Annotated in this window: 18 protein-coding genes and 1 pseudogene; 11 read left to right on the top strand and 8 right to left on the bottom strand. The window is 63.0% G+C overall.

All coding sequences use genetic code 11. The annotated features are described in order from the left end of the window. Window positions 1-184: 184 nt before the first annotated feature. Complete coding sequence (locus tag ACOYNB_RS00095) at window positions 185-1,480, bottom strand: MFS transporter (protein WP_420817590.1); 1,296 nt, start codon at window positions 1,478-1,480, stop codon at window positions 185-187. A 60-nt stretch (window positions 1,481-1,540) separates the two neighbouring features. Between ACOYNB_RS00095 and ACOYNB_RS00090 the strand changes: the two genes are divergently transcribed. From ACOYNB_RS00090 to ACOYNB_RS00075, 4 genes are all read left to right on the top strand, one after another. Continuing rightward, on the top strand, window positions 1,541-1,891 hold the full coding sequence (locus tag ACOYNB_RS00090) for a nucleotide pyrophosphohydrolase (RefSeq protein WP_422837074.1): 351 nt from the start codon (window positions 1,541-1,543) through the stop codon (window positions 1,889-1,891). Window positions 1,892-1,907: 16 nt separating this feature from the next. Then, window positions 1,908-2,135, top strand: coding sequence for an ATP-binding protein (locus tag ACOYNB_RS00085; RefSeq protein ID WP_422837073.1), 228 nt, complete (start codon window positions 1,908-1,910; stop codon window positions 2,133-2,135). A gap of 106 nt (window positions 2,136-2,241) precedes the next feature. Further along, window positions 2,242-4,326 carry an esterase-like activity of phytase family protein gene (locus tag ACOYNB_RS00080; RefSeq protein ID WP_422837072.1) on the top strand — a complete coding sequence of 695 codons (2,085 nt, stop codon included), beginning with the start codon at window positions 2,242-2,244 and terminating at the stop codon, window positions 4,324-4,326. Between the two features lie 143 nt (window positions 4,327-4,469). Then, window positions 4,470-6,605 (top strand): putative bifunctional diguanylate cyclase/phosphodiesterase, encoded by a 2,136-nt coding sequence (locus ACOYNB_RS00075; protein ID WP_422837071.1) that lies wholly within the window; start codon window positions 4,470-4,472, stop codon window positions 6,603-6,605. Window positions 6,606-6,616: 11 nt separating this feature from the next. On the opposite strand, the gene ACOYNB_RS00070 is transcribed toward ACOYNB_RS00075, so the two are convergent. Then, on the bottom strand, window positions 6,617-7,186 hold the full coding sequence (locus ACOYNB_RS00070; protein ID WP_422837070.1) for a hypothetical protein: 570 nt from the start codon (window positions 7,184-7,186) through the stop codon (window positions 6,617-6,619). A 175-nt stretch (window positions 7,187-7,361) separates the two neighbouring features. Here ACOYNB_RS00070 and ACOYNB_RS00065 point away from each other — a divergent pair, with 175 nt between their 5' ends. Beyond that, window positions 7,362-8,603, top strand: coding sequence for an MFS transporter (locus ACOYNB_RS00065; protein ID WP_422837069.1), 1,242 nt, complete (start codon window positions 7,362-7,364; stop codon window positions 8,601-8,603). On the opposite strand, the gene ACOYNB_RS00060 is transcribed toward ACOYNB_RS00065, so the two are convergent. Together ACOYNB_RS00060 and ACOYNB_RS00055 are read right to left on the bottom strand one after the other, a co-directional pair. After that, the gene (locus ACOYNB_RS00060; protein WP_422837068.1) at window positions 8,589-9,671 is read right to left on the bottom strand and encodes a diguanylate cyclase; all 1,083 of its coding nucleotides are present in this window, start codon (window positions 9,669-9,671) and stop codon (window positions 8,589-8,591) included. The genes ACOYNB_RS00065 and ACOYNB_RS00060 overlap by 15 nt on opposite strands. A 149-nt stretch (window positions 9,672-9,820) precedes the next feature. Further along, window positions 9,821-12,331, bottom strand: a complete 2,511-nt coding sequence (locus ACOYNB_RS00055; RefSeq protein WP_422837067.1) for an adenosylcobalamin-dependent ribonucleoside-diphosphate reductase — start codon at window positions 12,329-12,331, stop codon at window positions 9,821-9,823. A gap of 180 nt (window positions 12,332-12,511) precedes the next feature. Between ACOYNB_RS00055 and ACOYNB_RS00050 the strand changes: the two genes are divergently transcribed. From ACOYNB_RS00050 to ACOYNB_RS00040, 3 genes are all read left to right on the top strand, one after another. Beyond that, window positions 12,512-13,498 carry an MDR family oxidoreductase gene (locus ACOYNB_RS00050; RefSeq protein WP_422837066.1) on the top strand — a complete coding sequence of 329 codons (987 nt, stop codon included), beginning with the start codon at window positions 12,512-12,514 and terminating at the stop codon, window positions 13,496-13,498. A gap of 31 nt (window positions 13,499-13,529) precedes the next feature. After that, window positions 13,530-14,624: a 6-carboxytetrahydropterin synthase gene (locus ACOYNB_RS00045; protein ID WP_422837065.1), complete on the top strand. Its 1,095-nt coding sequence runs from the start codon at window positions 13,530-13,532 to the stop codon at window positions 14,622-14,624. A 95-nt stretch (window positions 14,625-14,719) separates the two neighbouring features. After that, on the top strand, window positions 14,720-15,103 hold the full coding sequence (locus tag ACOYNB_RS00040; protein WP_422837064.1) for a PilZ domain-containing protein: 384 nt from the start codon (window positions 14,720-14,722) through the stop codon (window positions 15,101-15,103). 4 nt (window positions 15,104-15,107) lie between these two features. Here ACOYNB_RS00040 and ACOYNB_RS00035 read toward each other — a convergent pair whose 3' ends face one another. From ACOYNB_RS00035 to flhD, 4 genes are all read right to left on the bottom strand, one after another. Beyond that, a complete protein-coding gene (locus ACOYNB_RS00035; RefSeq protein WP_422837063.1) occupies window positions 15,108-17,777 on the bottom strand; it encodes a putative bifunctional diguanylate cyclase/phosphodiesterase in 2,670 nt (889 codons plus the stop codon). A gap of 6 nt (window positions 17,778-17,783) precedes the next feature. Beyond that, window positions 17,784-18,263, bottom strand: a complete 480-nt coding sequence (locus ACOYNB_RS00030; RefSeq protein WP_422837062.1) for a type IV pilin protein — start codon at window positions 18,261-18,263, stop codon at window positions 17,784-17,786. Between the two features lie 174 nt (window positions 18,264-18,437). Continuing rightward, a complete protein-coding gene (gene flhC / locus ACOYNB_RS00025; RefSeq protein ID WP_374256644.1) occupies window positions 18,438-18,974 on the bottom strand; it encodes a flagellar transcriptional regulator FlhC in 537 nt (178 codons plus the stop codon). A gap of 43 nt (window positions 18,975-19,017) precedes the next feature. Then, a complete protein-coding gene (gene flhD / locus ACOYNB_RS00020) occupies window positions 19,018-19,344 on the bottom strand; it encodes a flagellar transcriptional regulator FlhD (RefSeq protein WP_422837061.1) in 327 nt (108 codons plus the stop codon). Between the two features lie 306 nt (window positions 19,345-19,650). Between flhD and ACOYNB_RS00015 the strand changes: the two genes are divergently transcribed. The 3 genes and pseudogenes from ACOYNB_RS00015 to ACOYNB_RS00005 form a co-directional block, all read left to right on the top strand. Further along, window positions 19,651-21,564 (top strand): reprolysin-like metallopeptidase, encoded by a 1,914-nt coding sequence (locus tag ACOYNB_RS00015; RefSeq protein WP_422837060.1) that lies wholly within the window; start codon window positions 19,651-19,653, stop codon window positions 21,562-21,564. Window positions 21,565-21,779: 215 nt separating this feature from the next. Continuing rightward, the gene (ahpC, locus tag ACOYNB_RS00010; protein ID WP_422837059.1) at window positions 21,780-22,355 is read left to right on the top strand and encodes an alkyl hydroperoxide reductase subunit C; all 576 of its coding nucleotides are present in this window, start codon (window positions 21,780-21,782) and stop codon (window positions 22,353-22,355) included. A 176-nt stretch (window positions 22,356-22,531) separates the two neighbouring features. Next, window positions 22,532-22,841 (top strand): annotated as a pseudogene (locus tag ACOYNB_RS00005) (alkyl hydroperoxide reductase subunit F); the annotation flags it as partial.

The following is a 22,841-nucleotide window of genomic DNA, read 5'->3' as shown; positions in this document are numbered from 1 at the left end:
GGCTCAGGCACGCCCTGTAGATTTTGCCTCTAAAAAACTAGTTGCTGTGTTTTTGTACAGCATCACCCGGGTGGCGAACTACTTTCCCTGCCTTGTGCAATTCTGAAAGACCAGTGCATGGCGCGCAGTAAGCGAGGTTCATACAGATGAGAGCCCTCCCGGGCTCTCATCATGCACTGCGTGTTCAGTGCTCAAACGCACTGTCATGCACCGGGCGTGACAGCACCAGTGCCACCAGCGTGATGCTGGCCGCCAGGGTCAGGTACCAGCCGACCGAGGCCAGGCCAAACTTGGTGGCCAGGGTGGTGGCCAGATAGGGGGCCAGCGAGGCACCCAGAATCCCGGCAAAGTTGAAGGTCATGGACGAGCCGGTGTAGCGCACGGCGGTCGGGAACATTTCCGACAGCAGCGTGCCCAGCGGGCCGTAGGTCATGCCCATCAGGAACATGCCCAGCGACAGGTAAGCCGTGACCAGCACCGTGCTGCCCGAGCCGAACATGGGCGCCATCAGGAAACCGGCCAGCGCAATGGCCGCCGAGACCAGGATCAGGGTGATGCGACGGCCATGACGGTCCGCCAGCACCGCCGACAGCGGAATGCCCAGCCCGAAGAACAGCACCGCAAACAGCTGGATGTACAGGAAGTCGGTCCGCACGAACTTCAGCGCCGTGGTCCCCCAACCCAGTGCGAACACGGTCATCAGGTAGAACAGCACGAAGGTGGCCATGGCGCCCAGCGTGCCCAGAATCAGCGCACGGGTGTGGTCGCGGAACACGGTCAGCACGGGCACCTTGACCCGCTTGTCTTCTTCCAGCGTCTTCTGGAAGACGGGTGTTTCCGTGATGTTCAGGCGCACATACAGGCCCACAAACACCAGCACGGCGCTGGCCAGGAAGGGCACGCGCCAGCCCCAGCTGAAGAACTCGGCCTCGCTCAGCGTCTTGCCCAACAGCAGGAAGATGCCGCCCGACATGAAAAAGCCGATGGGGGCACCCAACTGCGGGAACATGCCGTACCAGGCGCGCTTGCCGGGGGGCGCGTTTTCGGTGGCGAGCAACACGGCCCCGCCCCATTCACCGCCCAGGCCAAAGCCCTGACCAAAGCGGCACAGGGCCAGCAGCAGTGCCGCGGTGGTGCCCAGCGTTTCGTACGTGGGCAGCAGGCCGATGGCCACGGTCGACAGACCCATGGTCAGCAGTGCGCCCACCAGCGTGGCCTTGCGGCCAATGCGGTCACCAAAGTGGCCAAACACGGCCGACCCCACCGGGCGGGCAAAGAAGGCCAGCGCAAAGGTGATGAGCGACTGCAGCATGGCAGCCGTGGGGTCCGACGAGGGGAAGAACGCCTTGGGGAACACCAGCACGGCGGCGGTGGCGTAGATGTAGAAGTCGAAGAACTCGACGGTGGTGCCAATCAGGCTGGCAAACAACACCTGGCCGGGCGAATTGCGCCGCGGGGTGTCGGTGTGGGCTTGGGTCATGGAGAGAGGCCTTTGCTGAGAAGGGCGACACCTTATCAAATGAGGCGCTAGGATGCGCCTATGAGTGACTCTCTTGACCAATTGGCCCAGGCGCTGCAGCAGTTTGCCGATGCGCGTGAATGGGGGCCCTTTCATTCACCCAAAAACCTGGCCTCGGCACTGGTGGTCGAAGCCGGGGAGTTGCTCGAGCCCTTTCAGTGGCTGACCGAAGACCAAAGCCGCCACTTGCCCGCTGACACGAAGGAAGCCGTCGCCATGGAAATGGCCGACGTGCTGCTGTACCTCGTGCAACTGGGCAACGCGCTGGACGTGGACCTGGTGGCCGCGGCCCAGCGCAAGATGGTCATCAACGCCCGCAAGTACCCTGTCGAGCAGGCGCGGGGCAACGCCACCAAGGCCGAGGGCGCCTGACATCGGGGTGACGGGCATGCCTTGGCCACCAGCCCTTCCCGTCATCGACCCGGCCCGCTGTACGGGCTGTGGACGTTGCGTGGCGGTGTGTGAGCCCAAGGTGCTGTGGCTGGCGGTCGAGGGGCCTCACGCCTGGGGGCCGAAGCAGTCGGTGCTGCATACCCCGCAGGGCTGCACGGTGTGTGTGCAATGCGTGCAGGCGTGTCCGTTTGATGCCATCCAGATGGTGAAGCAGCGGACCTGAGCGGCGTCTGGCGCGGTAGCGCTTCACGCGTCTTCACAACCTTGTCACGATCCGTTTCTAAGGTGCTGCGGTTTGCCCAAGTTGGGCGTTCCAAGGATGTACCGAGATGAGTGACAAGCGCTTCTGGATGTTGGGCACCTTGCCCTTGGTGCTGGCTGCCTGCGGTGGTGGCGACAGCGACACCCCTGTGACCAATGCCCGTTTGCTTGACAGTGCGGTCGAGGGCGTCAAGTACGCGGCCAGCCCCTCAGGCCTGAGCGGCACAACCGGCGCCGACGGTTCCTTGCAGTGCAAAGCCGGGGACACCATCACATTCACCGTGGGTGGCGTCAACCTGGGCAAGGTTCGCTGCAATGGCCTCATCAGCGTGTCGGATCTGGCGGGCACCAACACGTTGGCTGCAGCCGATGTGCAAAACCGTCTGGTTTTCTTGCAGACCCTGGACGACGACGACGATCCCACCAACGGCATCCGCATCAAGGCCGATGTCGTGGCGGCGTTGCAAGGCAAGAGCATTGACTTTGCGGCCGACACCGCCACTTTTGCCACCACCTTCACGGCCTTGCTGCCGGATGTGAAGGATGCGTACGACCAGTCTTACAAGGCGCGCGAGATCAATGAAGATCGCCGCGCTGGTGCGGTGGAGCACTATGAGTCCACCCTGGCCAGCTTGCTGGGCAAGGGCAGCACGGCCAGCGGCACCGACAGCACCGGCGGCACGGTGGCCATCACCAAGTACCAGTTGCAGGCTGATCCCTCGTTTTATGTGCCGTATGAAGGCAGCAACGCGGCGGCCAAAAAGGACTTCCCCAATGGCTTCTTCCCGGCAGTGGGGTCGGGCCTGGCTTTCAAGGGCGTGGCGGCAGATGGTAGCCTGGAGTTCTGGGGCATCACCGACCGCGGCCCCAATGGCGACAGCCCCAATGCACCCGATCCGGTCAACAGCGTGGTGGGCTTGACCAAGATGTTCCCCGCGCCCAGCTTCACGCCGTCGATCGGTGTCATCCGCATCAATGCCAAGGGCGCGGTGCTCACGTCGCTGATGCCTTTGAAGTCGGATGCCAACACGCGCATCAGCGGTCGTCCGCTGCCGTTCACCAGCGTCGGCAGCAGCCTGGAAACGCCGCTGAGCGACACCCTGGCGTATGACGCCACCAAGGGCGCACTGGACCCCAATGGCCTCGACACCGAGAGCCTGGTGTTTGACAAGACCCGCAATTTGTTCTGGTCGTCCGACGAGTACGGCCCCTTCATCGTCAAGATCAACGCCACCACGGGTGTGATCGACAAGCGCTACCAGCCCGGCACGGGCGCAGCCGATCTGCCTGACGTGCTCAAGTACCGACGCGCCAACCGTGGCATGGAGGGCCTGACCCTGGCGGCCGATGGCAAGTTGCATGGCTTCCTGCAAAGTCCGATCGACCCCATGGTCAAGGGCAAGAGCGTCAAGGCCACCGATGCCAATGACCTCAACGGCGATGGCAGCAAGACGGACAAGGTCAACGTGAAGGACTACGCCCAGTTCACCCGCTGGATCGAGTTCGACCCCAGTGCTGAAACCTCCAAGCTCTACGCCTACCCGCTCAACTATGCGGTGGCGGGCCAGACCTGGGACCGCAATCGCACGGGCAGCGCCAAGTTGGGTGATGTCCTGGCGCTGAGCAATGGCAAGTTCATCGTCATCGAGCAAGGGGCGGACAGCACCGGCGCCGTGCGCAACTTCCTGATGCTGGTGGAGATCCCCGCAGATGCGACCAACATTGCTTCGCTGGGCTACGAGCTGGAGCAAAACAGCATCGACGGGACAACCACCGTGGGCACCACCTGGGCCAATGTGGTCAAGCTGAAGAAGACCTTGTTGCTGGACCTCAATGCCGCAGGCTGGAAGGCCGAGAAGGCCGAAGGTCTGGCCTTGGTGGATGCCAACACGCTGGCCATCATCAATGACAACGACTTTGGCTTGCGCACCATCCTGACCGATGCCGATGGCAAGGAAGTGGCCGGTGACCCGACCAAGTGTGAAGTCAGTGCCAGCGGCGTCATCACCAATGCCGGGAGCAGCACCGATTGCCCAACTGGCGTGACCGGCGTGCGCGTCGCCCGTGGCAATGAAATTGATCGTCACACACGGATCTGGCTGCTGAAGTTCCCGCAAGCCTTGACGGCATACACCTTGCCTTTGGCGAAGTGAGTCGAGCGCTGGCATTGCATTTGCTTCCCATCCCACCATAGCGCGCTTGCCTGCGGGTGAGTGCACCAAAATGATGCAAGCAGGGCGCCTGTTAGCGAAAGCTACTGGCGCCCTGCTTGTTGTATGTGACTGGTTCGATGGATATGAGTGAATTGCTGGCAGCCCGTGGCGCCGGCCTGAATACCTCGGCCTCGCAGGTAGATCAGGCCCGCATTCTGGACAACCTGGTGCACAACCTGCAGGGCATGGCCTACCGCTGCCTCAACGACAGCGAGTGGTCGATGATTTTTGTGAGTCAGGGCTGTCATGACCTGACGGGTTACTACCCTGAAGAGTTGTTGCCCGGGGGCTCGATCACCTGGGAGCGCATGACGCACCCGGATGACCGGGGACCGGTCCGCACCCGCATCACGGCCCACTTTGCGGTGGGGCGGCGCTTTGACGTGCAGTACCGCATCGTGACACGCACCGGACAGGTGCGTTGGGTGGCCGAGCGCGGCATCGTGGTGGCTGACGAGCGTGGGCGGCCGGTGATCGAAGGCTTCGTGGAGGACGTGACCGAGCGCCGCGCCACCATCATGGCGCTGGCACAGGCCGAGCAGCGCTATCGCCACATTTTTGAGCACGCTTCGGAAGGCATCTTCCAGTCGTCCAAGGAAGAAGGCTATCTGGCTGCCAACCTGGCGCTGGCTCGAATGTATGGTTTTGAAAGCCCGGAAGCCCTGATCAGCAACCTGTCCGACATCGGGCATGGCCTGTATGTGGACCCCGCGCAGCGCACGCTGTTCGTCGAGTTGATGGAAACGCAGGGCAAGGTCGAAGACTTCGAGTCTGAGGTGTACCGCCGTGATGGTTCGCGCATCTGGATTTCAGAAAACGCCCGGGCCGTGCGCGATGCGCAAGGGCGCATCATTTGCTACGAAGGCACGGTGCACGACATCACCGAGCGCAAGCGCTACCAGGAAGAGCTGGAGCGTCAGGCCAATCACGATCAGTTGACGGGCTTGCCCAACCGCAACCTGCTCAACGATCGCCTCAGTCAGGCCATCTTCCACGCGGACCGCCACGAGCAGATGATGGCCGTGGTGTTCATCGATCTGGACAACTTCAAGTTCATCAACGACACCCTGGGCCACGCTGCGGGCGATGAGTTGCTGGTCGAAATGGGGCGCCGCCTGAGCACCCATTTGCGCAGCGCCGACACGGTGGCGCGCCAGGGGGGCGATGAGTTCGTGCTGGTGCTCAACGAACACCAGACGCCAGACACGGTGATTTCGCTGTTGGAGCGCATGGTGGACCTCATCGGGCAGCCCATCATGCTGGGCGGACGCGAACTGCAGGTGGGCGCCAGCATGGGCGTGGCGCTGTACCCGCAAGACGGGCGCGATGCCGAGACCCTGCTCAAGCACGCCGACGTGGCCATGTATGCCGCCAAGGGGCATGGCAAGAACAACTACAAGTTTTTCACCCCCGAGTTCAATGCGGTGGCCAGCGAGCGCATGCACTTGGAAGCCGCCATGCGACTGGGGCTGGAGCAAGGCGAATTCAGCGTCAACTTCCAGCCCAAGGTGGACCACTTGCGCCGCATCGTCGGGGTCGAAGCGCTGGCGCGCTGGCAGCATCCGGAGATGGGCGCCATCTCGCCCGACCGCTTCATTCCGGTGGCGGAGGAAAGCGGGCTGATCATGCAACTCACCGAGGTGATTGCACGGCAAGCCTTTGCCGCCGCCGCCACGTGGCCTCGTGTGCGTGGGCGCGTGCTGCCGGTGGCCGTCAACCTGTCGCCCAAGCTGTTCATGGATCGTCAGATCGTGGACCGGGTGCACAGCTGGATCGACACCGAAGGTGTCTTGCCCGAGCAGGTGGAGCTGGAGATCACCGAGAGCATCTTCCTGCACGACCAGCAGCGCGCGCAGTACATCCTCAAGGCGTTCAAAGAGCTGGGCGTGTCATTGGCGATGGATGACTTTGGCACGGGCTATTCCGCGCTGTCCTACCTGCGTCACTATCCCTTGGACACGATCAAGATCGACCGCTCTTTGGTGGTGGACATCGAGACCCGGGAAGATGCCGCGATGATTGCGCGCGCCGTGGTGTCTCTGGGCAAAAGTTTGCGCAAGACGGTGGTGGCCGAGGGGGTGGAGAATCCCGCCCAGTTCGACTTCTTGCGCTTCCAGGGCTGTGATGAGTTCCAGGGCTATCTCTTCTCGCGACCGATCACGGCCGAGGCGATTCATCGCCTGCTGCTCGATACGCGCGGGCAACTGACCCAGCTCTGAGTGCACGGGGATCAAGGAGGCGATTCACCCGCTTCCAGCGGCAGCAGCGCTTGCTCCAGGGTCACCAGTTGATCCAGCGCGTGAGGCACGTCCAGACTGGAAAAGATCTGGCGGGCCTGTTCAAGGTGGGGGCGTGCGCACAGGGCATCCCCGTTGGCCAGACAGACGAAAGCCAGACTCATGTGACCATCGGCCACATACTCTGGCACCACCCGTTGATCGATCAAGGCGCGCCCCATCTCTTGCAGGGCTTCCAGATCGCGCCATTGCATGGCCAGCAAGGCCTGAATGCGCACAGCCACCATGCGCTTGAGCGCTTGCCCTTCGAGTTGACCTTCACGGTTGCACCGCTGGGCCAGGGCCTGAGCAGCATCGGTGTCGTCCTGCTGGAAGATGAGTTGTGCCGCATGGGGCACGGCGGCCGCATCGCAAAGCGGCTGTCCCAGTGCAAAGGCCTGCACACGGGCGGTTTGAGGCGGCGGAGTGCTTGGGTTCGACACCATCGCAGCTTGCGTCAAGCTGCACACACTGGCCAGCACGATGGCCGCGCTGGTCTGGATGAACGCCGATGAGCACCGCATGGGAGCCTCCTGCTGACGCACCGCAGGGGGCGCGTTAAGGCGTAGCTTGCCACCTTGTTTGCGGCATGTGCAATGTCAGGGTGTGATCAGACTGCGCAATAGTGGCGCTTTCCAGCCGGATGCGCGTGGTGTCGCACATCTGTCAACATGCGGGTTTGCCATTTTCGGATTGCCCATGCCGCGTCACCGCTTCGCCTTGTTGACCAGCCTGTATGCCGCACAAGGCTTGCCGTATGGCTTTTTCACCCTGGTCTTGCCGGCGGTGTTGCGGGAGTCCGGGTGGTCGCTCACGGCCTTGAGCCTGTTGCACTTTCTGGCCTTGCCGTGGGCGCTGAAGTTTTTGTGGGCACCAGTGGTGGACCAGCGCGGCGCACGCCGGACCTGGTTGCTGGGCTTGCAGGGCGTGTCGATCGGGCTGGCGCTGGCTTTGGCATGGGCCGATCTGGCGCCCGGCAGCGTGGCCCTGCTGGCGGCGGTGCTGCTGTTCAATGCCTTGGCTGCCACGCAAGACATCGTGACAGATGGCCTGGCTGTGCGCTGGCTGGCGGCGCGTGAGCGCGGTCTGGCCAATGCCATTCAGGTGGGGGCGTACCGCTTGGGCATGGTGGTGGGCGGTGGCGGGCTGCTGTGGCTGTATGCGCAAACCAGCTGGCCCGTGGTGTTCACGGTGATGGCGGGGTTGTTGGTACTCACCACGCTGCCGGTGTGGCGCATGGCAGAGCCCGGGCGCCCCCCTGTTTCGCCAGCGCCCGTCGCGCCGACGGCCGGTGCCTCGCGTCTGCATCTGGCCTGGGGCTGGCTGCATCGTGCGATGACGCCGGGCATGCTCAGTTGCGCGGCCCTGATCTTTTGCTTTCGTTTTGGGGACCAGATGGTCAGTGGCGTGGTCATCCCCTTCCTGAGAGATCAGGGCGTGGACAAGGCCTCGCTGGCTCTGATGAAAGGTGGCGTCGGGTCGATGGCCTGCCTGGCGGGTGCCGCGGTGTCCGGCTGGTGGATGATGCGGGTGCCTCGGCGTGACGCCTTGCTGTGGACGGGGCTGGCGCAATCGCTGTTTTTTGGCCTGTACATCGTCGTGGCCCTGGGCGGCGACGGCCTGCCCTGGTTGTGGGCAGCCACGGTGATCGAGGGCGTGGTGGGCACCATGGCCACGGTGGCCTTGTTCGCCTTGATGATGGATGCGTCGGACCCGGACCATGCCGGCACGGACTACACCATCCTGGCCAGTGTGGTGGTGGCCGTGGGGAGCCTTGGCACGCTGGCCGGCGGGCTGGTGGGAGACCACCTGGGTTACGTCTGGGCGTTTGGCCTGGGCGCGGTGCTGTCGGCTGTGGGCTGCGTGGCGCTGGTGAAGTGGCTGGACCGGCATCCGCCCCATGCGCGGGTGGCGCAGGCCTGGCACTCAGTCAGCGCCTGAGGTGTCCAGCACCACGCGATTGCGTCCGCCCGCTTTGGCCTGGTAAAGCGCCATGTCGGCCCGGTGGATGAGCGCATCCTGGGTGGTGTCGCCATCCATCGCGCAGGCGACGCCGACGGACAGGGTCACGCGGATCACCGAAGGCAGCTCTTGATCCCAGGCGTGGTGGGCCATCAGTTGGCGGCAGTGTTCTGCGCGAGTCAGTGCGGCGTCCAGGTCCATGCCGGGCAGAACCATGAGGAACTCTTCGCCACCGTAGCGACAGCAGATGTCGCTGGCCCGCAGTTGCTGCTGCAGGATGGCGGCAGCACGTTTGAGCACTTCGTCGCCCACCGCGTGGCCATGGGTGTCGTTGATGGATTTGAAGTGATCCAGGTCGATCAGCAACACGCTGATGGGGCTGCCTGCGCGCGCGCAGCGATCCAGTTCGCGTGGCAGGGTGTCGTCCAGATAGCGTCGGTTGTAGAGCCCGGTGAGCGCGTCGTGATTGGCCTGATCCGTCAGCTGCAGTTGCAGGGCTTGCACGGCTTCCAACTGGCGTTGCAGTGCTTGTTCGCTGCGCCGCAACTTGACGCGGGTTTCGCTCAACAGCACGGTGCGCCCATACATGCTGCGTGCAAACAGCAGCAAGTAGAACAGCATGGCTGACATGCACAGGGTGCTGACCAGCGGTGAGGTGTCCAGCGACAAGGGGCCTGCCGCGCCGATGACATAGATGAATGCGGCGCCGCCCAACACGGCCAGCAAGGCCTGCAACACACCTTTGGCGCCCCGGTAAATGGCCAGGTTCAGTGCGCCGGCCGAGATCAGGGTGTGGCAGATCCACAGCGGGAAACCCAGCGCCATGGCCCACATGCCAAAGAGCACGTTGTCACACAGCAGGTTCTGGATTTCGGCCTTGAGCTGGTGCTCCGCCCGGCGTGCGCGCCAGTAGACCAGATGCGGGTAGACCAAGAAGTGAAGGGCCAGACAGATCCAGTACACGGGGCCGTAGCCCTTTTCGTGGAAATGGATGCCGATGACGATGAACGCCGCGATCCATGAGACGGATCGGTTCAGGTGATTCATCTGGACAGCCCAATGGGGCTTCCGGGATGCGGCGGATGTCATCGTGGGTGAGCGCGAAGCTCTGGCGCAGAGCGGGGAAGAAACAAATGTTACGTCCTTCCCGGCTCTTTGCATCACCGTGTGCCGTGCGCTTTACACGGCTTCACGGATTAACCGCAGCTACCGATGGCACCGCAGTTGGCGCACTTCATGCAGCCGTCTACTTTGTGCATTTCGTGGGCGCCACACTCAGGGCACTTCTTGCCCGAGTTGGGCACCGGGTTGCTGCCGTTGGTGGGGGCAGGGGCTGCGGGGGCCTCGTCGCCGTTGCTCACAGGGTGAGCGCCGCCGAGTTCGGCGTCACGGCGAGCCAGGCGGGCGGCCAGTTGCAGGGCCGGAACCTGGTTGCCTTCGCCGTCCAGGAAGCCACGCTTGGCCAGGATCTGCTGCAGCGCGAAGCCGATGGCCGCCACGTCGGAGTCGTGGAAGCGCGGTGCCACGGTGCCGTCGGCTCGCTCGACGACGCCGAAGCGGACGGGGCCCTTGTCCCACACCACCTTGCGCATCGAACCCACGGCCTTGGCGACCGAGCCACCGGACTGACCGACCATGGACAGCAGACGCATGCTCGACGTGATCCACTGTTGGCCGTCAGAGGTCTGACCGCCAGGGATGAAGAACTCGATCGGACGCTCGATGGTGACTTCCTTGCCATCGATGGTGCCTTGCACGCGCAGGAAGTTCACGGTCACGTAGATCGACTGCTTGCCTTCAAAGGTCATGTACTCGACCTTGGAGGTGATGCCTTCGAGGTCGCCCATGGGGCGCGAATCGAATTGCTTGCGCAGCGGATCGTCGTCGTTGCGGCCGGTACCGGCTGCGGGCGCTGCGGCAGGGGCCGGAGCGGGCGTGTCCACCGACAGCACGGCACCCAGGGTGGCGTTGGGGCGGTAGGTGGTGATGCCCTTCAGGCCCATGCGGTGCGCCTGCAGGTACAGGTCGGCAAAGTCCTCGAACGGGTAGTCGGCCGGGACGTTGATGGTCTTGGAGATGGCCGCGTCGATGAACGGGGCCACGGCCGCCACCATTTCCACGTGGGCGATGGCGCTCATGTCCTGCGCCGACACGAAGGCTTCGGGCAGGTTCTTGGGGTCACCGCCACGGCTCAGGTAGACGCGGTAGGCGTGGTCTTCCACGGCATAGATGCGGTGGCCGCCGTCGGGCATGCGCTTCTTGCGGTTGTAGGTCCACGAGAAAGCGGGCTCGATGCCGTTGGTCGCGTTGTCGGCGAAGGCCAGGGTGATGGTGCCGGTGGGGGCGATCGACAGCAGGTGCGAGTTGCGCAGGCCGTGCTTGCGTATTTCCTTGCGCAGCTTCTCGGGCAGGCGCTTGGCGAACGCGCCGGTGTTCAGGTACTTGTCGGCATCGAACAGCGGGAAGGGACCACGCTCTTTGGCCAGCTCGATCGACGCGGTGTAAGACGCATCGCGCAGGGTGGCCGAAATCTTCGAGGCCATTTCGCGGCCTTCGGGGCTGTCATAGCGAAGACCCAGCATGACCAGGGCATCGCCCAGGCCCAGGAAGCCCAGACCAATGCGGCGCTTGGCGGCCGATTCGGTGCCCTGCTCTTTCAGCGGCCATACGGTGGCGTCGAGCACGTTGTCGAGCATGCGCACGGCGACGGCAATGCCTTGCTCGAACGAGGCAAAGTCAAAGCGGGCGTTGGGCTCGAAGGCGTTGCGAACGTGGCTGACCAGGTTGATCGAACCCAGGTCGCAGCAACCGTAGGCGGGCAGCGCTTGCTCACCGCAGGGGTTGGTGGCCTCGATGATTTCGCAATAGCCGAGGTTGTTTTCTTCGTTGATGCGGTCGAGGAACAACACACCGGGTTCGGCGAAGTCGTAGGTCGACTTCATGATGATGTCCCACAGGTAGCGGGCCTTCACCACCTTGTAGACCCACATGCCATCGTCACGCTGGTAGGTGTTGGGCACTTCGGGGTGGGGCTGGGCTTCGTGGACCAGTTCCCAGTCGCCGTCAGCGGCCAGGGCGTCCATGAAGCCCTTGACCACGCCCACGGAGACGTTGAAGTTGTTGAGCGTGCCGGGCGTGCGCTTGGCCACGATGAAGTCTTCGATGTCAGGGTGCGACACATTGAGCACACCCATCTGGGCACCACGGCGGGCACCGGCGGATTCGACGGTCTGGCAGACCTGATCGAACACCTTCATGAAGCTCACAGGGCCGGAAGCGCGGGAGTTGGTCTTCTTGACCCAGCCACCCTTGGGGCGGATGCGGCTGAAGTTGTAGCCCACGCCACCACCGCGGCGCATGGTTTCGGCGGCTTGCGAGGCGGCATCCATGATGCCGATGGCCTCGTCGGTGCCGATCATGGCGTCGCCAACCGGCTGCACGAAGCAGTTGATCAGGGTGGCTGCGGTGCCTTCAAGGCCTGCGGCAGCATTGATGCGGCCGCCCATCACCACGCCCAGATCGGTCTGGGCCTGGTAGAACACGTCTTCCCACTTCTGTTGTTCGGCGGGGGTCTTTTCCATCTTGGACAGACCGCGCGCCACACGGCGACGGACGTCATCGACGGAGGTTTCACCGGGCTCAGCGTACTTCTCGAGCAGAACGTCAACAGAGGCTTCTTGAGGGGGGAGCGCGGTGTGATTTGTCATCTTATGAAATGGCGAAACGTTCGGAAAGCCGTGCATTGTCGGTGAAGACGAGGCAGTCTGAAAATCTAGGGGTGTTGGGGATTGGGGGTATTGCTTGATCGCAAGGAATCGGCGCGAATTTCTGGAATGCCCCAGAATCGCAGGATCTGTGCCACCGATTGCATGCAAGGAAATTCGGACATGACTTTTCGCGCCATCCTCATTGAGAAAGACGACCAAGGCTATCGCGCGGGTCTCCAGAACCTGGATGACAGCGCCTTGCCCGAAGGTAATGTGACCGTTCGTGTGGCGTATTCGACCCTGAACTACAAGGACGGGCTGGCGATCACCGGCAAGTCCCCGGTGGTGCGCAAGTTCCCGATGGTGCCCGGGGTGGACCTGGTGGGCACCGTTGAGGACTCGTCTGACCCAGATTGGCGCGTGGGCGACCAGGTGGTGCTCAATGGCTGGGGTGTGGGCGAGACCCACTGGGGCGGGCTGGCGCAGCGTGCCCGCCTGAAAGGCGAGTGGCTGGTGCCGTTGCCGGAGGCCTTTACCCCTGAGCAGGCGATGGCCATCGGCACGGCGGGCTACACCGCCATGCTGTGCGTGATGGCGCTGGAGCGCCATGGCGTGCGCCCCGACCAGGGCGAGGTGGTGGTGACCGGTGCGGCCGGTGGCGTAGGCAGCGTGGCCGTGGCCTTGCTGGCCAAGCTGGGCTACACCGTGGCTGCCGTGACCGGCCGTCCTCAAGAGTCGGATTACCTGAAGGGGCTGGGGGCCAGCACTGTGCTGGACCGGGCCGAGTTGTCGGCCCCCGGCAAGCCCTTGGGCAAGGAGCGGTGGGCAGGTGCGGTGGACACGGTGGGCAGCCACACGCTGGCCAATGTGTGCGCCCAGACGAAGTACCGCGGCACCGTGGCCGCCTGCGGTCTGGCGGGCGGGATGGACTTTCCGTCCACGGTGGCGCCGTTCATCCTGCGTGGCGTGACGCTGGCCGGCATCGACAGCGTGATGTGCCCGCGTGCCGAGCGCCTGCTGGCCTGGCAGCGTCTGGCCAAAGATCTGGATCCGACCAAGCTGGCGGCCATCACGCACACGATCGGGCTGTCGCAGGCGCTCGATGCGGGGGCGCAGGTGCTGGCGGGGCAGGTGCGCGGCCGTGTGGTGGTGGACGTGAACGCCTGATGCGCCGCAATCAGTGATCCAATATCGCCCTATGAGCCTTTCCACCCTGCACACTGCTTCCAGCGGCTTTGAGGCCGCCCGTCAGGTCGGCGTGCTGCCCGATGCGCACCGCGCGCGTCGTCTGCACGGCCACAGTTTCATGGCCCGCATCCGGGCCGACCTGCCCGCCAACTGGGGTCCGTATCCCGGTGCCGAGGTCAAGACGCTGACCGCGCAATTGCAGGCGTGCACGGCGCAATTGGACTACCGTTTGCTCAACGATGTCCTGCCCTTGCCCACCGATGAAAACCTGGCGCGCTGGTTGCGCGACCAGTTGCAGGTGCCCGGGCTGGAGCAGATCGGCATCCAGAGCACGGCCGACCAGGGGGTGGACCTGGATCGACACGATCAGGCGCATGTGTGGCGCCGTTACCGCTTCGAGTCGGCCCACAAGCTGCCCAATGTGCCCATGGGGCACAAATGTGGCCGCCTGCATGGCCATGGCTTCGAGGTGATCCTGCATGCCAACCAGGACGCCGGGGGCCGCGACATCAGCATCGATTACGACCACCTGGATGCCATCTGGGCGCCCTTTCACTATCAGTTGCACCACAAGTTCCTCAACGCCATCGAGGGCCTGGAGAACCCCACCAGCGAAGTGCTGGCGGGCTGGCTGTGGCAGCGCCTCAAGGGGGTGTTGCCCGAACTGTCATGGGTGACGGTGTACGAAACCGGTTCCTGTGGGGCCAATTTCAATGGCACCGATTACCGCATCTGGAAGGAGCTGACGCTCGACAGCGCCCTCTTCTTGCGCGAGGCCCCGTCCGATGATCCGCTGAGCCACATCCATGGCCACACCTACACCTTGCGCCTGCACCTGTCGGCACCGCTGGACACCGTGATGGGCTGGACGGTGGACTTCGGGGATGTGAAGGACCGCTTCAACCCCATCTTCAAGGCACTGGATCACCACCCCTTGCACGAGTTGCCGGGGCTGGCCGATTGCGATGCGGCCTCGCTGGCGCACTGGATCCTGAAGGAAGCGCGCAAGACGCTGCCGCAAGTGGACCGTGTGGACCTGTACGAGACCCGCGGCTGTGGCGCCGTGGCGGTGGCCGGCCAGGATGGCCCGATGCTGCCGATCTGAGTCATTCAGGACCCCTACACAGAAATCGATCTGGTTTTGAAGGTGCCTGGGCCACGTGTGAGGACGCTGGCCTTTGAGTCGTTTGAGGATAAAAGTTGTACGGAAGTGGTGCGGCGCAGTCGTCGCCATCAGGGTGGGGCATGGAGCAGGATGTGCGGTTGGTGCCGCGCATCAATGTGGCTTGGCGCGCCCGTGTGCTGATCGAGGGCGATAGCTTTCTGGAAGGTCGGGTCCTGAATGTGTCGGTTCAGGGGGCCTGCCTTCGCCTGGATCATGCCTTTGCCATTGGGACACGCTTGACCCTCGCACTGGCCGTCCCGGATCCGGACGACCGCACCAAGACCCAAGGGGTGGTGTTGCAAGCCAAGGTCGCTTTTTTGGTGGCCTCGGAATGCGTGTTCAAAGTGGGGGTGTCGTTCCTGGAGGCAGGCGGCCCCAACATTCAACTCATCGAGCGCTGGGTGCAGAACCGGCTGTGATCGATCAGGGCAGGGTGTAAGGGTGTTGCATCGCTTGGGTCAAGGTCTCGCTGGTGACCGGACGACTGAAGTAGAAGCCCTGCAGTTCATGGCATCCGAGCTTGATCAGGATCCGAGCCTGCTCTGCTGTTTCCATGCCTTCGGCGACGATGTTCAGGCCCAGCGATTGCGCCATCCCGACGATGGCCTGGGTGACGGCCAGGGCGCCTTCATCCTGGTCGAGGTCTTTCACGAAGGCACGGTCAACCTTCATGATGTCGACCGGCAGTTGCCGCAGAATCGCCAGTGAAGAATAGCCGGTCCCGAAGTCGTCAAGGGCAATCATCACGCCCAGGCTGCGCAATGCGGCCAGTTGTTGGCAGGCCTGACGGGCGTCACCCACCAGCAAGCTCTCGGTGACTTCCAGCTCCAGCGACGTGGCTGGCAGCTGATGACGTTGCAGGGCTGCCTGGACTTGTTCGACCAGTTGTCCTGTTGCCAATTGACGAGGTGACACGTTGACAGAAACCCGGGCCATGGGCACACCCTGTGCGCGCCAGTCGGCCATTTGTTGGCATGCGGCATCAAGCATCCACAAACCGATGTCTTCGATCAGATGGCTTTCTTCTGCCAGCGGGATGAAGTGACCGGGTAACAGCAGGCCACGCGTGGGGTGCTGCCAGCGGACCAGTGCTTCCGCCGAGTAAACCTGCCCGTCTTGGCTGCTCACGCGTGGTTGGTAGTGGGCGCGCAATTCGTGGTGGATCAGGGCCTGGCGCAGCTCGGCTTGCAGGCGCACGCGTGCCTGGGACTGCGCGTCAAGGTCTTGTGCATACAGCGCGTGGCAGCCCCGCCCATGCGCTTTGGCCTGGTACATCGCCACGTCGGCGCAACGCAGAAGTTCTGCCCGGCTGCGACCGTGCTGAGGGGCCACCGCCACGCCCACACTGCCGCCGAGCACCAGTGAGCGTCCCCGGACGTTGAACGGGGCGGCCAGCAGGGTCACGGCCTGAGCGGCAAGCTGGATGGCGTGGGCTTCGTCGGCCCCGGGCTGCACCAGCACGAACTCGTCCCCCCCGCGCCGGGCGAGCAAGGCGCCAGGCTCCAGGCAGCTTTGCAGCCGTTCGCTGGCCAGACAAAGCAGCTCGTCGCCCGCCTCGTGGCCCAGACTGTCGTTGACATCCTTGAAGTGATCCAGATCGACGAAGAGCACGGCCAGATGGCCATTGCCGAGCTGGTTCAGTTGGTGATCCAGATGGTCATGCAGGCCATATCGGTTGGCCAGACCCGTCAAGCCATCGTGTACCGCTCGGTATGCCAACTCTTGTTCGCGCCGGCGGGTCGCAAAGGCGACGGACAGGCGGTCGCGCAGTCCTTCCAGGTGTTGCCAGTTTGGGGTGGTCTGGATATCGCCGGTGCACACGGTGATCCGGCCGATGATTTTGTCGCCGTCCTGCACAGGAAAACTCCGGCAGTGTGGCCAGAGCTGCTCTTGCGCGAACGCCAGCCAGGGGTGAGGCGGGACCAGGCCTTGGCCGTCTTCATCGCGCATCGGACTTTGGACGTAGCGACGCCATTGCTCGGGTGTGAGCGCGACCTGTCGGGCTTGCCAATGCAGGTCGTTCGAGCTGGCACGGCCCAGCATGTGCAGGAGGGTGTTGCCCCCTTCCACCCAGCTCGTCATCATGCGGACGCCTGGGTAGTAGTGCGAGAGGTGGGTCAGCACCTCTTGTGCAAGCTCATGCGGGGATTTGCCGGCCAGGATGCCTCGGTCGACCGCAGCCAGGCCATTGAGGGCACGGAATTGCTCTCGGATGCGCGCGGCCATGTCATTGAAGGCATCGGCCAGATCACCGATTTCATTGTGATCGTTGACTTGTACGACCGAGGTGTGGCCGCCATCAGCCAAGCGCCGGGTGTCTGCCGTCAGTTGCGCCAGCGGTGCCAGGGTGCGTCGAATCTGGACATGGCTGATGAAGGCGATGCCCAGCAGGGTCAAGGCGCCAATCAGGGTCAGCCAGACCGGGAGCGACATGCCTTGCCAGTTGGCGGGGGCGAGTGCCGTGCTCTGGCGGAATGTCCATTCCCCTGCGCCGAGTTCGGCATCCAGAAACAGGCGGCTTTCGGACGTGACGGCGTTGACGGGACCTGGGTTGTCTCGCAAGGGATGATGCGCATGATCCTCGACATGCCAGCGCCCGTTGTCTTCTTCCAGCGCAACGGGTTCCCAGAGGAAGTGAGCATCCACTTCTCCGATGAGATCGGGCTGCTCGGGATTGCCCAGTGCCATCAAGACCTGACTGTTGCCGTCGGGACGCGCATGAACCAGCCGCACGTGCGCGATCGGACTGGTGCCGGGGCCCGTTCGTGGCGCAGGCGCCTGCTCGGCCTCTTGCCAGGTCTGTGCCAGAGATGGGTGTGTCGAGCTGAGCCGCGCAAAGGCACGGGGTAGTTGGGCGGGCGGACGGCCAGTCTGGCGCACGGCCTCCAGTTCTGCGCGGGCCAGCAGCAGGCGATCCAGTACCTGGTGGCTGACCTGCTTGGTGGTGTGGTTCAGGTGCTCGCGCTGCAGTCGCTCGGCCAGTTGCGAGATGGCGGTGGTGGACAGCAGACCTGACACCAGCAAGGGCACCAGGGCAACGGCCAGAAACAGCGTGAAAAGCTGTCGGGTGAGGCGACCGTCACGGGATGTCATGCGTGCCTAGAAATCTGCTGCCACGCCGATGAAGCGGCCATTGCTTGCCCGGATGATGTCGTCCAGGCTGTCCTTTTGGCTGATCTGGGGCTTGCTCACGCCGTCCGGCCCCTTGCTGTAGAGGTCGTAGTCGCTGTTGATCGGATTGAGCGCCTTGTCTTTGCGGGCACCGCCTTTGCCGTTGTCCGACACGTTGTAATAGACGTAAGCCTGGCCCCAGGGGTCAGCGGTCGGCGCAGATGGCAGGTCACTCAGGGTGCCGGGTAACTGATGGTGGTCGGCGTAGTACTGGTCGATGCTGTTTGTCAGGCTGCCAATGTCACTGGCCGCTTGCGCGGTGCGGACGCGGTTGCGGTACTGCGTATATCCAGGGATCGCCAAGGCGAGCAGGAGCGCGATCAGGGCCACGCTGATCAGCAATTCCAGCAAGGTGAGCCCGCTGTGTGAGCGCTGTCGGCTGTCTGCGGGGCGGTCCGCGCGTGGCATGTGAGGTAACCCAATCTTCAACGGGTATGGGCAGGGAAATTCGGAACGTGCCTATGGATTGTGGTGCCGGGCAGACCGGTCGTAGCGGTCGCACCAGGATGGCGCGTGATCTTTTTGTAAAAAAAACAGGCCCCGAAGGGCCTGAGAGGAGACAAGCAAGCGAAAACAGGAAGATCAGTGCATCTGAATGGCGCCGGAGGCCTTGCCCTTGCCAGCGCGGGCGGGTGGATTGCACAGGCCGCAGGTGAAATGACGGGCGATTTCGTGCGGGTGGGTGATGAAGTGGCCGCCGCACTTGTTGCACTTGGTCATGGCCAGCATGCCGGTGTCGACAAACTTGACCAGGCGCCAGGCGCGGGTCACCGACAGCAGGGGCTCCAGACCTTGGGTCTGGGTTTGTTCCAGGTAAAGCTGGTAGGCCTTGATGACGATGTCGATCTCGTCCATCTCGGCGGCCTTGTTCAGGTATTCATGGATGTTCATGAACAGGCTGGCATGGATGTTGGGCTGCCAGGTCATGAACCAGTCGGTCGAGAAGGGCAGTTGGCCCTTGGAGGGGGACTTGCCGGAGACTTCCTTGTAGAGGCGCAGCAGGCGCTCGTAAGACATGTCGGTTTCCGATTCCAGCACTTGCAGGCGGGCACCCAGGTTGATGAGGGTGATGGCGCGGTCGATTTGCTTGGCTTCGGTCAACAGGCTCTTGGTGCGCATGATGGTCTCTCCGGTGGTCTGTTTGGTGTGCGGTGCGGGCGGCTTACGCGGCTTCCTGGTGGCGGCCGGCCATCAGGATCGAGGCGTGCAGGCGGCTGGCGGCGTCGTTGCCGGCGGTGCCCTTGCCGTGGTTGGTCAGCAGGGTCCAGACCAGGTCGTCGTCCACACGCATGCGGCAGATCAGGGTGTTGCTCGATGCAATCTTGAGCACCTGAGCGGGCGACAGGGCGGCCAGACGGTCGGCAGCTTCTTCCGACAGACCCAGGCGGAACAGGGCCTGGTCACGGTCACTGCGAATCAGGCTTTGGGCCAGCATCAGGTAGGACAGGTTGATTTCGCGGATTTCAGCGAGGATCTGTTCGTTTTGCATGTTGTGCTCCTAATCGGGATGTCGCTTGCGTTGTCGATGGAGTCATTGTGCAAATACCTGCCAATTTTCTTGATAGGCAAACAGATGTAAGAAAGGTCGGGAAGCGGCTACATCGCGTGTAGGAAATTGCCTGACAAAAGTCGCACTTTTCAGCCCTTCACTTGTTTCAAAACGGGCGTTTTGTAAGCGTTTGTCAGGTCTGCTTCAGTTGCCCACTATTCACTCCGAATCAGCTGGGGACGGTCCGAAAACCAGGCACCACTGTTCCTGATTGAGGACCCCAAAATGACCCGCTCCGTCGTATGTATGTCTGGCATCTCAGCAGCCATCTCCGTGTTGCTGATGACTTCCGCGCAAGCCGCGATCAACCCTGCTGCCCAGTCCTCCGGCATGACTGCAGCCCCCGCGGTTTCCGCTTCTGATGCCGGTCTGCAACTCGACTCAGCTCGCCTGATGGCCATGAAGGCCGGTGAGAAGATGCCCGTCACCTTCCCGGTGTTCGGTCGTCAGACCATCGTGCTGGAAACCACCATGCGCGGCGCTGACGGGTACACCTACTGGCATGCCCGTGTGGATGGCCGCCCGCTCGATCGGGTGTTCATCAAGCAGACGGCAGCCGGATTTGTGGGTGGTGTCCGGATGGCGGGTCGTCAAGTGGCATTCAGCCAAAGCAATCAGGGTGGTCTGACACGTCAAACCATGGAAGCCAGCCTGGCTTCGGTGGCGGGGCAGGCGTACACGCTGGGGGCTGCGGTCGACAAGGGGGCCTATCAGATCAGCGGCAACTTTGCCTCGATTGCCCAACTGCCTGAAGGCAGCGAAATCTCCCTCCCCTTGCCCAATGGCAAGACCGAAGTGGTGGTGGTGACCAAGTCCAAGGCCGATGAGCAGGGCTTCTATCAAGTCTCGGGCGTCAGCCGTCAGGACGGCAATACCTACCCCAGCCTGATCACCGTCAGCAAGGACGCTGTGTTCGGGACGGTGCTGACCGCACAGGGCGAATACCAGATCGTCACGCGCAATGGCCGCACGCAACTGGTGGACCCCAAGGCTGCCGGCTGGAAACACGTCAACGGTGAAGACCAGATGATCGACGACGCCGTGGTGGGGGCAGCACGCACCACCGCCGTGACAGGGGCTGCAACGGCCACGACCACGACGACCACCACCACAACGACCACTTCCGTACCCACCCCGCTGGCGGCTGGCACTGTGGACACCGTCATTCCGCTGCAGATGGCCTACACCAACACGTTCGTGAACCAATGGGGCACCGAAACGGTGGCGCGGACACGCCTGTCCAACCTGGTGGCGGTGGCCAATGCGGCCTACGCCAACAGCGGCACCGGCATCCAGTTCAAGGTGGTGGGGTGGAGTCTGGTGAATCAGGCTGACACCACGCCTCAGACCAACCTGCCTGCGTTGCGCAGCGGTTCGGGCGTCTTCGCTGCCGTGCAAACCGCCAAGGCCGCTTCCGGTGCAGCGATCACGGTGCTCTTTACGCCTTATAACAGCGTGACGGGCTCGACCAATACCTGCGGTTTGGCCTACATTCCAGGCGCTGGCGCCAGGGGACTGTCGACTTACAAGATTGCTGCTGCATCGCAGATGTACGCGGTCTTGAATGACGGCCAAAACGGTGGCTACTACTGCGAGTCGCTGAGTTTCGCGCACGAACTGGGGCACACCCTGGGGAATGTGCATGACACGGCCAACACCACCGTACCGGGCGTCTTCTCGTACAGTTACGGCAAGGGTGTGACGGGCTCGTATGGCACGGTCATGTCGTATGTCCGGCCTCGTGTGGCGAAGTTCTCTTCGCCTGTGCTGACCTGCACCAGTGCCGGTGCCCTGTGTGGTTCGACCACCGAGAACACCGTGGCCAGCATGTTGCAAACCAAGTCGATTGCGGCGGCGCTGGGCAAGTCCACCACCACGTCGCTGGGCATCAACGGTTCGACCGTTGTGGCTGGCTGGCTGGTGAACAGTGCAGGCGCTGCCTACACCGCTGGCGGTGTGACGGTGACGGCCACCAACACCTCGGTGCAATGCACCACCGGTACCACCGGGCTGTATGTCTGCACGGTGCCAGCCAGTGTGACCTCGGTCACAGTGACCCCGGTCGCGACAGGCAAGACCGTGACGCCAGCGACGGGCACCTTCTCGGTCAACCCTTTGTCGAACACCCCGATCAACGGCACCAAGTTCTACATTCAGTAAGTTGACTCGAATCGATCACTCAAGGCGCATGCTGAAAGGCATGCGCCTTTTTCAATGCCTATAGTGAAAGTGAGCACTCACATTCTTATGTGCGACGATGAGGGTCAATAGCGTAAGGTAATTGCATGGATACGATCAATCAATTCGCCAAATTGCTCTGCCTGGCCTAAGATTCATTCCGTTGTCTTCACAACCTAACCAAACAGGAACGAAAAATGTCTCTGATCAACACGCAAGTACAGCCATTCAAGACCGAAGCCTTCGTCAACCGCGGCGGCAAGGGTGAGTTCATCACCGTGACGGAAGAAAGCCTGAAGGGCAAGTGGTCCGTGCTGATCTTCATGCCAGCAGCCTTCACCTTCAACTGCCCCACCGAAATCGAAGACGCTGCGAACAGCTACGCCGAATTCGAAAAGGCTGGTGCCGAGGTCTACATCGTGACCACCGACACCCACTTCTCGCACAAGGTGTGGCACGAAACCTCCGCCGCTGTGGGCAAGGCCAAGTTCCCCCTGATCGGTGACCCCACCCACAAGCTGACCCGCGCTTTCGATGTGCACATCGAAGAAGAAGGCCTGGCACTGCGTGGCACCTTCATCATCAACCCCGAAGGCGTCATCAAGACGGCTGAAATCCACTCCAACGAGATCGCTCGTGACGTGTCGGAAACCCTGCGCAAGCTGAAGGCTGCCCAGTTCACCGCCGCCAACCCTGGTCAAGTCTGCCCCGCCAAGTGGAAGGAAGGCGCTGCTGCCCTGACCCCTTCCCTGGATCTGGTCGGCAAGATCTAAATCCAACCCTGGTTTGACCTGTGTTGAGGCAGCCCCTCACCACACTGTTGAAACTGTCTACCGAGCAGGCCCACAAGGCCTGCCGGTGGATGACCCTGGCCGCCTCATCGCGCTGATACCCAGAGGAGGCCGGTTCTCGAAGTCACTTTTGTCTCATTACTAAAAGGATGCCCACCATGCTGGACGATACCCTCAAGGCTCAACTTGGCGCTTACCTGGAGCGCGTGCAACAACCCTTCGAGATCGTGGCATCCCTGAGTGACTCCGAGAGCTCGCGTGACATGCTCGATCTGCTGCAGACCATCCAGGGTCTGCGCGCCGACAAGATCACCCTGAAGACCGACGGCAAGGATGCCCGCAAGCCTTCGTTCACCCTGCGCCGTGAAGGCGCCGACACCGCCTTGCGCTTTGCCGGCCTGCCCCTGGGCCACGAGTTCACCTCGCTGGTGCTGGCCCTGCTGTGGACCGGCGGCCACCCGCCCAAGG

Origin of the sequence: Aquabacterium sp. (assembly GCF_049317225.1) — a bacterium.
In the GTDB taxonomy this organism is placed as follows: Bacteria; Pseudomonadota; Gammaproteobacteria; order Burkholderiales; family Burkholderiaceae_C; genus Aquabacterium.
Note: the sequence above shows the minus strand (reverse complement) of the source record. Positions and strands in the feature narration are given on the sequence as shown.